This window comes from Chitinophaga fulva (assembly GCF_012927205.1).
In the GTDB taxonomy this organism is placed as follows: domain Bacteria; phylum Bacteroidota; class Bacteroidia; order Chitinophagales; family Chitinophagaceae; genus Chitinophaga; species Chitinophaga fulva.
In genome coordinates this window covers 565,293-579,770 of record NZ_JABBGC010000003.1, presented here as the reverse complement: position 1 = coordinate 579,770, position 14,478 = coordinate 565,293, and the positions used below count along the sequence as shown (strand labels likewise).

General features: G+C 49.9%; 15 protein-coding genes. 10 read left to right on the top strand and 5 right to left on the bottom strand.

Features of this window, described 5'->3' with window-relative positions:
- Window positions 1–140 precede the first annotated feature (140 nt).
- Window positions 141–1,115 carry a helix-turn-helix transcriptional regulator gene (locus HHL17_RS25580; RefSeq protein ID WP_169227684.1) on the top strand — a complete coding sequence of 325 codons (975 nt, stop codon included), beginning with the start codon at window positions 141–143 and terminating at the stop codon, window positions 1,113–1,115.
- Here the strand turns inward: HHL17_RS25580 and HHL17_RS25575 are convergent.
- Window positions 1,112–1,870, bottom strand: coding sequence for a hypothetical protein (locus HHL17_RS25575; protein ID WP_169227683.1), 759 nt, complete (start codon window positions 1,868–1,870; stop codon window positions 1,112–1,114). The genes HHL17_RS25580 and HHL17_RS25575 overlap by 4 nt on opposite strands.
- 107 nt (window positions 1,871–1,977) lie before the next feature.
- Between HHL17_RS25575 and HHL17_RS25570 the strand changes: the two genes are divergently transcribed.
- The gene (locus HHL17_RS25570) at window positions 1,978–2,868 is read left to right on the top strand and encodes a DUF4349 domain-containing protein (protein ID WP_169227682.1); all 891 of its coding nucleotides are present in this window, start codon (window positions 1,978–1,980) and stop codon (window positions 2,866–2,868) included.
- A 24-nt stretch (window positions 2,869–2,892) separates the two neighbouring features.
- On the opposite strand, the gene HHL17_RS25565 is transcribed toward HHL17_RS25570, so the two are convergent.
- Both HHL17_RS25565 and HHL17_RS25560 read right to left on the bottom strand, forming a co-directional pair.
- Window positions 2,893–5,205 (bottom strand): patatin-like phospholipase family protein, encoded by a 2,313-nt coding sequence (locus HHL17_RS25565; RefSeq protein ID WP_169227681.1) that lies wholly within the window; start codon window positions 5,203–5,205, stop codon window positions 2,893–2,895.
- A 92-nt stretch (window positions 5,206–5,297) separates the two neighbouring features.
- Window positions 5,298–5,753, bottom strand: a complete 456-nt coding sequence (locus HHL17_RS25560) for a PA2169 family four-helix-bundle protein (protein ID WP_169227680.1) — start codon at window positions 5,751–5,753, stop codon at window positions 5,298–5,300.
- A 76-nt stretch (window positions 5,754–5,829) separates the two neighbouring features.
- Here HHL17_RS25560 and HHL17_RS25555 point away from each other — a divergent pair, with 76 nt between their 5' ends.
- Window positions 5,830–6,402 (top strand): hypothetical protein, encoded by a 573-nt coding sequence (locus tag HHL17_RS25555; RefSeq protein ID WP_169227679.1) that lies wholly within the window; start codon window positions 5,830–5,832, stop codon window positions 6,400–6,402.
- On the opposite strand, the gene HHL17_RS25550 is transcribed toward HHL17_RS25555, so the two are convergent.
- Window positions 6,362–7,159, bottom strand: coding sequence for an MBL fold metallo-hydrolase (locus tag HHL17_RS25550; protein WP_169227678.1), 798 nt, complete (start codon window positions 7,157–7,159; stop codon window positions 6,362–6,364). The genes HHL17_RS25555 and HHL17_RS25550 overlap by 41 nt on opposite strands.
- A 222-nt stretch (window positions 7,160–7,381) precedes the next feature.
- Here HHL17_RS25550 and lgt point away from each other — a divergent pair, with 222 nt between their 5' ends.
- From lgt to HHL17_RS25515, 7 genes are all read left to right on the top strand, one after another.
- A complete protein-coding gene (lgt, locus tag HHL17_RS25545) occupies window positions 7,382–8,203 on the top strand; it encodes a prolipoprotein diacylglyceryl transferase (RefSeq protein WP_169227677.1) in 822 nt (273 codons plus the stop codon).
- Window positions 8,190–9,155, top strand: coding sequence for a CobW family GTP-binding protein (locus HHL17_RS25540; RefSeq protein ID WP_169227676.1), 966 nt, complete (start codon window positions 8,190–8,192; stop codon window positions 9,153–9,155). Before lgt ends, HHL17_RS25540 begins: the two co-directional genes overlap by 14 nt.
- A gap of 47 nt (window positions 9,156–9,202) precedes the next feature.
- Window positions 9,203–10,642 (top strand): exodeoxyribonuclease VII large subunit, encoded by a 1,440-nt coding sequence (gene xseA / locus HHL17_RS25535; protein WP_169227675.1) that lies wholly within the window; start codon window positions 9,203–9,205, stop codon window positions 10,640–10,642.
- Entirely contained in the window at window positions 10,617–10,829 is a 213-nt protein-coding gene (xseB, locus tag HHL17_RS25530; RefSeq protein WP_240975965.1) for an exodeoxyribonuclease VII small subunit, read from the top strand. The genes xseA and xseB overlap by 26 nt, the downstream gene beginning before the upstream one ends.
- A 148-nt stretch (window positions 10,830–10,977) precedes the next feature.
- Window positions 10,978–11,652, top strand: coding sequence for a hypothetical protein (locus HHL17_RS25525; protein WP_169227674.1), 675 nt, complete (start codon window positions 10,978–10,980; stop codon window positions 11,650–11,652).
- Window positions 11,653–11,683: 31 nt separating this feature from the next.
- Complete coding sequence (locus tag HHL17_RS25520; protein WP_169227673.1) at window positions 11,684–12,727, top strand: sensor histidine kinase; 1,044 nt, start codon at window positions 11,684–11,686, stop codon at window positions 12,725–12,727.
- On the top strand, window positions 12,724–13,488 hold the full coding sequence (locus tag HHL17_RS25515; protein WP_169227672.1) for a LytR/AlgR family response regulator transcription factor: 765 nt from the start codon (window positions 12,724–12,726) through the stop codon (window positions 13,486–13,488). Before HHL17_RS25520 ends, HHL17_RS25515 begins: the two co-directional genes overlap by 4 nt.
- On the opposite strand, the gene HHL17_RS25510 is transcribed toward HHL17_RS25515, so the two are convergent.
- Window positions 13,485–14,393 carry a DNA/RNA non-specific endonuclease gene (locus HHL17_RS25510; RefSeq protein ID WP_169227671.1) on the bottom strand — a complete coding sequence of 303 codons (909 nt, stop codon included), beginning with the start codon at window positions 14,391–14,393 and terminating at the stop codon, window positions 13,485–13,487. The two genes, HHL17_RS25515 and HHL17_RS25510, sit on opposite strands and share 4 nt — an antisense overlap.
- Between the last annotated feature and the right edge of the window lie 85 nt (window positions 14,394–14,478).

The window sequence follows — 14,478 nt, the reverse complement described above, 5'->3', positions numbered from 1 at the left end:
AAGTTAAAGCAGCGTCACCGCGCAGGGTAACTGCCCGCTGAAGTGTCGGTACCACGACCGCTGCCCAACACAAAAAGACAACAATTACACAGCATCGTGTTGCGGCAAACGGATAGACTTTTACGCTAAACGGATTTTTTATGGCGAATACTTTCAGGAACAACACCGGAGATATACTATATGTAGAGCAGAACAGCATGCGGCTGCCGGAAGTAATGCAGACAACAGAAAGACAACTACGGCTGCCTTTCTGGGACATCGATTTACAGCAGCACTACTACGACGGCATACACGTGGCGCATTGTAATATTAACGTACGGGAAGATCTGTATGTCACCAGCGGACCGGACGCGCCTATTCCCGGAATGGTGTTTGTTCAGCAGGGAAAAATCGCGGCTACAGGCCATGACAGCCGGGTTACGCACAGCTTCGCCCAGGGGCAGCATAACTTCTTCCGGAATCCGTATAATCCACAAACCAGCGTTTTCTATCAACAACAGAACCTGCAGTTGCTGCTGATCGGATTCGCACCTGAACGTTTCCTGCAACTGGCGGAACATGCAGGGCCTGTACTATACCAGGTGGCTGATAATATGGTGGCCGGAAAAGAATGGGAACATAAAGAGAATCTGCCTGTTACCCGGCAGATGCAATGCGTCTTACACGACATTAATACCTGCCGCTTTCAGGGCACGATGAAAGACCTGTACCTGCAAACCAAAGCACTGGAACTGCTGCTGCTCCGTTGCGAACAACAGGAATTAAAGCAGCAGATGACAAAGACAAATATAAAACTATCTGAAACGGATATACGAAAAATACATGCAGCACGGGAATGTTTGTTGACCGATATTCATCATCCTCCTTCACTGGGCCAACTGGCGCGGCAAACGGGCCTCAATGAATTTAAACTGAAAGCAGGCTTCAGGAAAGTATTTAACAACAGTGTATTCGGTTATCTGAGAGAGCATCGTTTGGAGCTGGCATGGCAGCTGCTGAAGAAAAAGGAGTTATCGGTAACGGCGGTGGCCTATGAAGCGGGATATACGACTGTACAGCATTTCAGTAAAGAATTCAGCAAACATTTTGGGGTAAGTCCTTCGCGGATTGACTAAGGTTTGCGTACAGCACGGTATTGGCCGTTTTGTTCTTTCCATTGGAAATAGCGGTCAAATAAAGCTTTGCGCTCAGTGGCAGTCATACGGTCATTGAGCTTTTCGCGAAAAAGCTGTTGCAGTGCGAAAGGCAGCGGCTCACTGGTAATGCTGTTATCTGATAGTGAGATAGTATTGATCCGGCAGCTGTCTTTGTCGAAGAAACCACTGATCGCCGCAATGGCACGCTGGTCGGGAGATACATCATATGCCGCGGAAGATACCGGCATGCGGTAAGGTTGTTGTTTGTCTGCCGCCAGATCAAAAATGATATTTTGAAAATACCCTTCTTCAGGTGTGAATTCTTTTTCATACACCAGGTACCGGCCCTGCAACAGTTGATAAGGGACCTGGTTGCCGTTGTTGTAGAGAAACCAGTAGCGTGGTTTTCCTTGTTGTTCTTCAATCAGGTACACCGGAAAATTGAATGTTTGTGCAATGTGTACCAGTAACTTGCCGGGCAGGCTGTCCAGCGGCTGTACCCCAATGTAGTAGCCGGATTCGTTGGACCGGTTGGTGACGTCTGCTGGTGAGATATTACGTCCTTTATAACGGATGCGGTAATTGTAGGCTGTGTTTTTACTTCCCGTATCCCAGTTGTTATACCGTTGTTTGCTGGTGATGACTGTAAAGGGCCCATAGTCTTTTTGTTCACTGCAGGCGCCCAACATCAGTATACCCAAGCTGGTGGCGATAAGGTTGAAAATTTTTTTCATTAATGAAAGATAACTTTATTTCTCTGTTTTTTCCGGTTGTGATTTTTTTAACATTTCTGCAAGGTTACCTTTTCCCGGTTGTTGGTATAAACGGAAAAATGCCCCTTATGCGTATACCAATCCGTTATTTAGTTATTCCCGCTGTTGTCCTCGCAGCCTGTAGTAAACCTGGTTATCACGATGAAGCTGCTGCTCCTGCGGCGGACAAAAATGCCGGCCAATATGTAGCGTCGGCAGATTCCACTGACTTCCCCGCTGATGTGTCCGCGTTAACTTCCTCTTCCCGCAAACGCGTGCGTACGGCCGATGTACGTTGCCGCGTAACGGACGTGTTCCATGCTTCTACCCGTATGGAACAGGTAGTCTCTTCCGTACAGGGCATTGTAGTGGAAAGCACAATGAAGAATCAGTATGCTGGACAATATGATCTGCCTTATACTGCGGACTCACTGAAAAGAATGCAGTTGTACACACCTACGGCCAATCTCACATTACGGGTGCCTGTGGCCAGCCTGGATTCAGTGGTGAGCACACTTACTTCCATGGCAGTGTTTATTGATTACCGGACAAAAACAGACCAGGACTATACGTTGAACTACCTGGCCAATGCATTGAAAAATAAAAAGACAGGTCAGCATACCGCCAAAGTGGTGGCCGATAAAAAGACCACCACACTGGACATAGCGAAATATGAAGATCAGCAGGAAGAAACCAAAGTAGACAGAAGTATCTCCAACCTGAAGCTGCTGGATGATGTAGCCTATGCCACCTTTACAGTAGAACTGTTCCAGTCGCAGGCTGCCAGCACGGAAACGTTGATCAATCCACATTATGTTTCCCGCGCCGGCTTTGGTACAGAAGTACGTACAGCCGTAGTAGATGGCGCTAACCTGCTGCGTGACCTGTTCCTGTTTTTTATACACATATGGCCGCTGGTGATCATGGGAATACTCGGCTGGCTGGGATACAGACGCTATCGCAGAATGTCTGTGAAATAGGATGCCGAATCATCTGCCTGTGATTTATTTCATGCTGGTGATAAAATCGGTGAGTGCCTGATTATTGGCCAATCGTATATTAATTCTCCGGATAGTAGTATCTGACATAAACCAATTCATAGTATAGGAAGGTTCTCCTTTGGGGAACCTTTTTCTTAATGGGTCCTGCTGCCACTCCAGGCTGTCTTTATACAAAGGTATTTGTATGTAGGATGCTTTCTTGTAATAGTAATCGTTGATATCGCTGACATAGTGGGAAAGCCGTTTATCGTTGACCGTAGTCTGCATGCCATAGGCGCCGGCGATCGTGAGCACCGGTGCGAAGAGATCGTTTTTGACCGGCGCCACGGAGCGAAAGTGTTCTTCGCCGGGTATAACGGGACTGTTGGTGATGTGCACCACTTTGAAATGAAGGCGGCTGATCTGCTGATATAGCTGGCTGCTGTCTCCATGCAGATGTCTGTCATCTTCCCCGATATTGATGATGCCGCGGATGATCTCCTGGATAACCCCGGCGCCGGAATTGTCAAAGTAACCACCATCCACAAAGTACTGGTTCTGAATCCTGCCGGCGGGGCTCAGGTAAGGGAACCGTGCGCCCAGTATGGCGCCGGAGGTGATGGTGATATCGGAGTCGTTCCGTAATAAACCCAGCACGTCTACCCGGTTGTTGAAGATGCCTGCATCCATTTGCAGGTTGGTGACTACCCCGGGATTACCGTCCTGCATACGGGTGGTGTTGATGCATAATACCGGCAGGAACACGGTGTCTTCCCGCATGGCGGGGAAGGTGGACAGTGCGGCATCGAAAGGTACGCGGTATAACGAATCGCCGGCCACATCGGCACTGCGTTCGAAAGATTCTTCCAGTGCGGCCGCCCTGTCGCCCGCCCGTGACGTACGGATGATATACCGGAAGAAATCAGGTCCCAGCATCCGGGTGAAAGTATAACTGAAGTAGTCCTGTTTCAGGTAGGTCATGGCTGATTTGGCATACAGTGGCTGCTGGTGCGATCTGTCTCTCAGCATGGAAAAGAAGGTCGCCACGCCCACGCCGCCGCCGGAGGTGCCGGAGAGGCAGAACACGTGCCGGGAGAAGCGGTCCTGCGGATGTTCGCGGATACTGGCGTCTTCAATTTCGCCGAGTACGGCCGCGGTCCAGTAGGCAGAGCGGGAAGCGCCGCCGTTGGCCATCACAAAGTATACATCGTAGCTGCTGTCGGCCATAATCGGACGGGTACGCAGCCATGCCCGCAGATAGGTGTTCAGCGACGGCCTGGATTCATAGTGATTACCGTTTTTGGCGGTGGTCAGTTTCACGTAATGTGTTTCCTTCAACCCGAAAATCAGGGCGGTGACCACAAAAATAAAATGGAAGCTGATACGGTAGCGGACAGACAAGGCGGTGACAATGTTGCCAAATAACAACAACATGCCGAATGCGAGCAACAGAAAGGGGAATGGCCCCAGTCGCCGCGCAAAACCCAGGCTGTAAATAGCGGCCACATAGGTGACCAGCGCTGCGCATCCAATCAAAATAAACCCGCGGAAGAAACTTTTTTCTGTACGCGGAATAAAAAAGTAGCGCATAACAGTGTCCAGCGGAGTATGGGTGAGCAACATGCTTTTCCTGGCAGAAATATCCAATTCCACGCGCCGCAGATGGGTATACAGCAGGAACAGGGCGTGCAACAGGACCAGCAGCGCCAACAGCAGCAGGATGCTGATACGTGGTATGAAGCTGGTGGCGATGGTGGCGGCCAGCCACGATAGCAGCAGCACCATAAACACTTTCCGGAAGGCTGGCTGCATCGACAGCCGGCTAAGGGGCCGGTTGAGAAAATACAGCAGTGTAAGTACCGTAGCGAAAATAATCCAGCAAACGGTGCTGTTGAACGGGTGGTATAACACCGGTGATTGCAGCATGGCCAGTTCCAGCAGCAGGAAACAGCAGTGGCCCAATACCCTCGGAAATTCATCCAGGAAAAACTGGCTGATGGGAAAACGTTCATTGTGATCGCTGTAGGCCTTGGCGGCTGCCGCATCGGTGATCATGGCTTCGTCCTTCACATCGGCAATCAGGCGGGTACGTTTGATGTAAGCGATGATCCGGGAGGAATACCAGCTCACGTATACCCAGAACCCGATGGCAAGGAAAAACAGGATGCGTTCACGGTAGTGGTTTTCAGTATAGGCAACAATCACGTCTTTGCCCTGGTCCAGCGACCAGCAGATGAAGATGATCAGCAGGAGGAAGATAATCCCGGGAAAGAACAGCCAGATGGCTTTGAGCAGATGCGCAGCCAGCCGGAGCAGGTTTTTCAGTAGTAGTAACATAACGGCTTCAAATTTGGGATATGCTACTGCTAAGATAAAAAATCCCGCTGCTAAAGTATTGGCGTCAAAAGGCTTAATATCGCAGATGGTACCTATGCCTGTGCGTCACGCATCCTTTTTATTTTGTCGTGCTCCGTTTTCAGGGTCGACTGCTGCAGTGTCAGCAGCTCACGCAGGTAGGCCGGCAGGTGTTCTTCCTGTAAGGCCTGCGAATAGGCGCGCATGGCTGCATCTTCTTCTGTTTCACAATCAGAAAGGATGGCACGACGGTCATGACCGCCAAATACGCTTTTCAGCTCCATCCAGGCCCGGTATAACTTTCCGCCGGTAGTGGTGCCTGTTTCCATTTCTCCGCCGAGGCCCTGTACTTCTTTGCCCAGTGTGTTACGCATGGTACGGCTTTCGTCGATCATATGCGTGAAAAGCGCCCGCAGGTCGGCATCTTTGCCTTTATTGTCCTTTAGCGCCTTTTCATAACCGGAAATACGGTCGTTATTGATGCCGATGAGATCGTTGAGTGTCTCTACAGTGGCTGTGTTTGTGTTCATAGCTGACAGGTTTTATGGAAAACATCCACCATAAGTATGCCAGCGGATTTGTATCTTTAACGCTATTCTGTAAAAAATGAAGTACTGTTTACATCTGTTGTTATTATGCGGCTGTTTGCTGCTGAGTTGCCCCACCTATGCCGGAGGATTGTCTGCCTGGAATGAAGCCACTCCCGGAGGAAATAAAATGGAATATGACGGGACTGCTCCCGCGATGGCTTTTTTCTACGGGGAGAATTGTGATTCGACAAATTCTCCCATCACCCTGAAAAACTGGTATTTCTACAAAAACCATGTTATCGGAGAAGACGGCAGCAGGTATTATGTGATCCATGAACAAGGTTGTAAGGTGCAACGGTTCACCAACGAAGCTGCTTTTAAAGCCTACCTTTCGGAACATCTTCTCCAGCCCTGGATCTGGAAGCGCACCTACCATCCCCTGAATATATGGGACTACTTTGATGAACTGGTGTTCATGTCATTTTTCTTCAGTCCGGTGCTACTGCTGTTGCTGATTGCTGATGTGGTGATTTTGGTGGGATTGTTGCGCGGTAAAAAACAGGCATACTGGAAATACGCTTTCCTGGCAGCGATTCCGCTGGTGTATGTTATTGCGGCGTTGCTGCAACAGTTTCCACAAAGTTGGTAGCGTGTACCTGGAATACGGCTGTTTCCACATGGCGGGAAGCGACAATGATCTGCGTGCCGTTGGCATGCTGATCAAACATTTCCTGTACCAGGTGAGGATTGTTATTATCCTGCGATAAGTGGGAGAGCAGCAGGTGTGTCATAAACGATGGGCGGTGCTGGGTGAATATTTCCAGTGCCTGCCGGTTGGACAGGTGCCCATGTCCGCCACGGATACGGTTTTTAAGATAGTAGGGATATCTGCCCTGTTCCAGCATCTGTTCGTCGTAATTTGCTTCCAGGAAAGCGGCATGGCATTGCCGGAAGTGGTTCAGCACATGCTCGCAGGGAGCGCCGATATCTGTAAATACGCCGATATTGACCTGGTTGCCGGACACCATGAAGCTGTGTGGTTCCACGGCATCGTGGTATTTAGGGAAAGCAGTGACGGTAAGACCGCCGATCTGCACCGGTTGATACGCCGCGAAAGACACGACCCTTTGCAGCGCAAGATTGCCGCCAGCCAGTGTGCTTTGGGTGATATATACCGGCAACTGGTGCTTTTTCGCCAGCACCGTTACCCCTTTGATATGGTCCGTATGTTCGTGGGAGATAAAAATGGCTTTCACTTTCGTCATCGATAACCCGAGGCGGGCCATCCGCTTCTCTGTTTCCCGGCAGGAAATACCTGCGTCAATCAACACTGCTTCCTGTCCGTTACCGATGTAGTAACAGTTTCCGTTGCTCCCCGAATTCAATGACGTGATAAAAAGTGACATGCCGCCAAAGATAGAATTATTTGGCTATTTGGGTATTGGGATATTTGGATATTGGATTTACGGATTTTGTGATTTTTTGATTTTGGAATTTGTGGGAGTAGATCTTAGCGGTTTTATGTTTTTAAATTATTATAGCAAGATATCATTCTTCGGGTTGTTAAGCCCCGAAATTCCAAAATCAAAAAATCCCGAAATCCGTGAATTTAGTTTATGTTTGCAACAATGTTGCATAATTTAATCTGGAATCCTTCACCGGAGATATTCCGCATCGGTGGTTTTGCGCTTCGCTACTACAGTGTGGCCTTTATGATAGCCTTTCTGCTCAGCTACGTGGTGATGCGCTACGTCTTCGACCGGGAGGGAAAAGACAGGGCGCTGTTGGACCGTCTGCTGGTGTACGTGGTAGTGGGCACTATCATAGGCGCCCGGCTGGGGCATTGCCTGTTTTATGAATGGGATTATTTCCGTTATCATCTGACGGAAATCGTATTGCCGTTCCGGTGGGAGAACGGCCGTTTTTTGTGGACAGGCTATCAGGGACTGGCCAGTCACGGCGGAGCTGTGGGCATACTGGCGGCGGTAGCGTTGTTTGCCCGCCGCTATGGGGTATCGCTGTTATGGCTGCTGGATAGGCTGTCCATCGTGGTGCCACTGGCAGGTGCCTTTGTGCGGATAGGTAATTTCTTTAATGCCGAAATTATCGGTAAACCATCCAGCCTGCCGTGGGCGGTGGTGTTTGCGCGGGAAGACGGTCAGCCCCGGCACCCGGCGCAGCTGTATGAAGCGCTCTGTTATATGGTGATCTTCGGCCTGCTCATCTTCCTATATAAAAAAAGTAAATTGGTGCAAAAACCGGGCTTCCTCTTCGGTCTCTTCCTGATACTGGTATTTGGTGCGCGTTTTATCATAGAATTCCTGAAAGAAAACCAGGAGTCATTTGAAAACGGATACCTGCTCAATATGGGACAGCTGCTGAGCTTACCGCTGATAGCGGCCGGCATTTATTTTCTGAGATATTATCATGATAAACATGCAAAAAGATAAACCCATTAAAGTATACCTGTTGACCGGTTTTCTCGGTGCGGGTAAAACCACCCTGCTCAACAGTCTGTTGCAGCAGAGCCAGGACTACCGCAACATCGTCATCGAAAACGAATTCGGCAAAGTGAATATCGACGCATCATTGGTGGCGGCACAGATTGAAAATATATATGAGCTGACGGCAGGCTGTATCTGTTGCTCGCTCGACAATGAACTGCTGGAAGTTCTGGGCGGCATATTGCGGTTGGAAGAGCGGCCGGATCAGATTTTCATCGAAACGACCGGCATTGCGGATGCAGGTAATATTATTGGCATGTTCAGTCTTCCGGACGTGAAAGCCCGTTTTCAGCTGGTGTCCACCATCTGTGTGGCCGACGCGGAGAACGTGGAGGACCGCCTCGGGGAGGTCACAGAAGTAGGCAAACAGCTGTCCTGCGCGGATGTGATCGTGCTGAATAAAACCAAAGACCTGCCGGTGCCCGAGCAGGTACGGTTACAGGCGTTGCTGGAAAATGTCAACCCGCTGGCGTATATCACCACTACCGCCGATGGGCAGGTGGCACTGGCCAACATGCTGCCACAGGAACGCCGGGTGCCGGCGCCGGTGGCAACCCCTTCGGCCGGCGATGCCTCCTGTGAAGTGCCCGCCGAAAAAACACCGCACAAAATCAATAACGTGCTGTTTGAATCCCCGCAGCCGTTTGATTTGCAGATGCTGGCATTTGTACTGGAACTGAATTTTAACGTGTATACCGACCAGTTATACCGCATCAAAGGTTATGTGGCGGTAAAGGATAGCCCGGAGAAATACCTGGTGCAGTCTACCGGCAACTATCTCACGATTGTTCCGGCCGGCCCCTGGGGCGATACGCCGCCTTCCTCTACGCTGGTGTTTATCGGCAAAGGCTTGAAAACTGCTACCATAGAGCGTATACTGAGACCGGCACTGAGGTGATGTGACACGTTGTATGCCAGCGCTTTTCCCTATCTTTACAGTCCACCATGACTGCATTTGAGACCATCAAACTTTCTGCGCTGACCGGCAAAATCCAGCAGGCGCTCTCCAACGTATTTGGAGAAGAGACCTTTTGGGTAGTGGCCGATGTGACCAATCATGCCTTTTACGCACAGAAAGGATATCATTATTTCGACCTCGTGGAGAAAGACACGAACTCCAGTGCCATCGTGGCTAAAGTGGCTGCGGTGGCCTGGGGCAATGGGGCCATCCGTATCCGTGAGTTTGAATATGTGACCGGTCAGCAGTTTAAAAACGACATACACGTATTGGTGAAAGTGTCGGTCAACTATCACCAGGTGCATGGCCTGCAAATCACCCTGCTCGATATCGACACCAGCTTCACTATCGGTATGCTGGAACAGCAGAAACAACAAACCCTGCTGCGCCTGCTGGCAGAATGTTCCGATTATATCCGCAAAGTAGGCGACCGTTACATCACACGCAACAATCAATTGTCCCTCCCTGCTGTGATACAGAAACTGGCGGTGATCACCTCCGGTAATTCCGCCGGCTTCCAGGACTTTCGGCATACGCTGGAACACAACCGTTTTGCGTATGCTTTCCAGGTAGATACCTATTTCACCGTGGTACAGGGGGAGTCGAAAGCCGAACTGGTACAGCAACGGTTAATCGATGTATACAACAGCGGCGTGGCCTACGATGCCGTAGTGATCATCCGCGGCGGCGGCGCGCAAACAGACTTCCTGTTGTTTGACACCTTCCTGTTGGGAAGAGCCGTCGCCAAATTCCCTATTCCCATCATCACCGGTATCGGTCACCAGAAAAATGAAACTATCACCGATATGATGGCACATAGCCCTGTGAAAACGCCTACCAAAGCGGCGGAACTGATCATTGCCCATAACAAGGCATTTGAAGATGGGGTGTCTGCCTTGCAACATACCATCCTGATCAGGGCGCAACAACTTTTTTCCAGTCACTACCAGGCGCTGTCCCAGCTGAATGCGGCTGTGATCAACCAAACGCGTACTATCCTGCACCGACAGCGGGAAATGCTGCACGACTATCACAATGTGGTATCGCATGGTTCCCGGTCTGTATTGCAACATCACCAGCGGGAGCTGCTCACGCTGTCAGGCGCCATCCTGGCAAGGCCGCGGGCGGTGATTGCCGGCAAACAAAATGACCTGCTGAACATGACGGCCAATATCCGTTCGTTCAACCGCCTGTATATGCAAAACAGACGCGGACAGCTGGCCCACTACGATACTTTATTCAAGCTGATGAGCCCTGTCAATATACTGAAGCGTGGTTTTGCTATCGTATATGCAGGCGATAAAATTATTAACAGCGCACTCCCCGTGGAAACCGGCAGCCCCATCACCATCAGGCTGCACGACGCTTCCCTGGAGGCCACCGTTACCGCTAAAACACCACATGATGAACCAGGAACTGACATATGAAGCCGCCTACACCGAATTACAACAGATAGCGGAAGAAATAGAAAACGAAACCGTTTCGGTGGATGTATTGGCGGAGAAAGTAAAACGCGCCTCCGTATTGATAGAATTCTGTCAACAGAAACTGCGGGCCACGGAAGTGGAAGTCAATAATATCATCAAACAGATGGAAAACAAACCAGGGGCCTGATCCTGCCTTCCTTTTACATCCTCCCTTTTTAGCGGCAGTCATCGGCAGAACGCTGTCACTTATCACCGGGGTGTGGAAACTCATCGCCTTTCACCAGCCAATTGCCTTTATTTTCAGGTGCTTTGCAGTATATCATAAAATATGCTGTATGAAAAATTATTGCTATAGAAACCTATGGCTGACAGGGCTATGCCTGCTCACTGTTTTTACCGCTGCCGCCCAGAGAAACGGCAAATACCTGAAAGGGTTTTACGTTGATAGTACAGGGCAAAAAATGGAAGGGTACATCTCCATGAAAGAAATGGGATTGGAATCCTTCGAATTTAAAAAACAGCTGGGAGATAAAAGCCGGAAAATAAAAGCTTCCAGCTGCCAGGCTTTTTCGTTTGAGAACCACGCGTTTTCTACGCTTCATAATGTGACTATCAAAACACACATCTGGCATTACCATTTTGATAAAGTGTTTGCCGAGCAGGTGACAGATGGCCCGCTACAGTTGTACCGGCTGTACTTCAAACCCGGGAAAGTGGGATACATGCGGTATGTTTCGATGGCCAGCAGGTTTGCGCCCGGACCGGCATCGCTGGGGGCCGGCGTATTCATGAACAGCAAATATGTGAACTATTTCCTGAGAAAGAGCGGGGATACCACCGGTTATTGTTTTATCGGTAAAAAACGCAAAGAGTTTGTCACCTCATTGACGCCCTGGCTCAAAGCAGATACGCTGCTGGTCCGGAAAATACAGGCGGGTGGTGACTATAGCTTCAACAACATTGAGTCGGTGATACGGGAGTATAACGACTACATCGGTAATAAACAGTAATTTCATCCCCTGAAAATACGGGTTGGCGTTTATGGGAAAAATAGCAGCCGCACTGAAATCATACGGTATTATACTGACCATCGTGGTGGTCATCAATATCATCAATAATTTATCCGGGTATAGTCCGGAGAAATTCGATCTGACAGCGGAAATTGTGACCACGCTGTTGATGACCACCTTTGGGTTTATTGGCTTTAATGCACTCAATGATATTTTTCTCCGGAAGGTGCTGAACTGGAATACCCGTACCGAAAGGAGTTTCATGGTGTTCATACTGGTGTCGGCATGTTTCGGGGCGGCACTGATAGCCTGTTTTATGAAACTGGAGGTCTTTATTTTTCATACGCCCGATCCTGCCTGGCAAGGCTATGTGCGGAACATGCTGTATTCAGCCATGTTGTTCCTCTCGATCACGCTGGCTGCCACATTGGGTAAATTTATCGCCCACTGGAAACAGGGAATAGAAGCCACCGCCAGAATGGAACAGCGGTTAGCGCAAAGTCAGCTGGACCTGTTGAGGAACCAGGTCAACCCCCACTTTCTGTTTAATGCATTAAATACCCTTACATCCCTGATCCGGGAAGACGAAGGACAGGCGGTGGACTTTGTGAAACATCTCTCCCGCATACTGAGATATTCCCTGGCACAGGAGACCAATGGTACGGTGACGGTGGCCACAGAACTGGCTATCGCAGATGCTTTCCTTGGCATCAGCGGGCAGCGGTTCGGCGATAAGCTTATTTACAACAAGGCAGTGAAGGGGAGTGTGCTGTCCCAACAAATTGTTTCACACAGCCTGCTGATGCTGCTGGAAAATGCGCTCAAGCACAATGAAATATCCCGTCAGCGGCCGTTGCATATCAGCATATACTCTACGGACGATTACCTTTTTGTAGAGAACAATCTTCAGCTCCGGCAGTCAGGGGCCACTTCCATGGGTATTGGACTGGCTAATATTGTAGGCCGTTATCAGCCGCTGACCGGTAAAACCGTAAACATTACATCTGATGAAACCTCCTGGCGGGTGGGCATTCCACTGCTCCCCGGCATGGAGGATTTAAACATCGAAAAATGATAGCTTTAATTGTTGAAGACGAGACGGCTGCAGCAAGGCAGCTGGTAAATATGCTCCGCAAACTGCGCCCGGACTGGCACATCTGCCCTGTGGCTGAAAGTATTGAGGAAACGGTGCAATGGCTCACTCATCATCCGCATCCGGACATTATCCTGATGGATATCCAACTCTCAGATGGTGATTGTTTCACCATTTTTAAGCAGACGGAAGTGAAAGTGCCCGTGATTTTTACAACGGCTTATGATGAATACGCGATCAGGGCTTTTAAAGTGAATAGTATCGACTACCTGCTGAAGCCTATTGAAGAAGCGGAACTCGCTGCGGCGCTGGACAAATACGAATCGCTGCGGCTTCATCAGGCCCCGGACACAGCCGGTGACCAGCTGAAAAAACTGATCGCCTCCTTAACGCCTGCTGCCGGTGCGCGGGAACGGATGATGTTCCGTACGCATAACGGCATCAAAAGTATTGACTGTAACGATATCGCCTATATTAAAGCACAGGACAAACACGTTTACGTATATACGTTTGACGGGGAGATGAACGTGACAGACCAATCGCTTGATGAACTGGCGGATACATTGTCTGCCCGGACTTTCTTCCGGATCAACCGGAAATATCTTTGTCATATCAAAGCGCTCCAACAGATACGACTGCATTCCAACGGGCGCACGCACATCCTGCTGGAGCATTGTAAAGACGATGCCGTTTTTGTGAGCCACTCGCGTAGTGCGGACTTCCGCCGCTGGCTGGACAGTTAGAGGCTGTACTGTTTTTTCTTGAGTTGTGCGCGTATGCCTTCCGGTACGTTCCGGAAGAGGTTCAACGGTATGCCGGCCGCTTTGGCTTTGGCTTCCAGGGTTTCTACCGTGCAGAGATAATTTTTCCAGGCAGTGGCTTTACCGGTACCGGTGTACAGGTCATTATCATTCGGCATGTCCACGGCGATAACGGTGGCATTGGCATTGATACGCGCGAGGTCGTTGGCGCCTTTAGGTATGATCACTGCTACTTTCCATACTTGTCCGGGTACGGTGATGTTGCCATTGTCGAGTGATTCCACAAAGGCGGTCTGGCCTTTACCGCGTCCACCTTTGCCGTAGGTGCCCATGACGATGAAAGCTTCCTTATCATCTTTTACCTGTTGACGGATAAAATCTTCCATATTAGCCCACGGTACCTGGTTGAGGGCTGCGGCCTGCGGGATCATGTTGGTCATGAGAAAGGTGGCGCTGTTGGCTTCCTTAGCGGCGCTGCGGTCGCCGGAAGGGCAGTTATGGCCTCTGTCGAAGCCCGTAGTGCTGCCGTTATAGCTGCCGGCGTTTACCTGGTACCAGCCTTGTGGCAGACTGGGGTCTGGCCTGAAGTCATTAGCGCGGTCAATGGTACCCGGACAATCTTCTGATTGCAGGTGCCAGCTTACCCACACCGGTATACCGGCATTTTTGCTGTATGCTTCCACAAAGTAGGTTTGATTCATCAGGAAATTCTCCAGGAAAATCAGGTTGGATTTAGCATCTGTGGGGTTGCCAAGCAGGAGGTGGTCGTTGTCGGCGGCCGGTGCAGGAGGCTGAACGGGAGCGGTTTCCCGGATATCGTCTTTGGTACAGGCAACAATCAGCAGGAGGGCTGCATAGGTGATCAGCAGCCTAAAATTAATTCTCATCTATCCCTCGTTGTGAATATTAAAAACGCAAAGGAAAGGTTTTAATGTTACACGCGGACAAAATTGACGGAATAAAAAACGTATA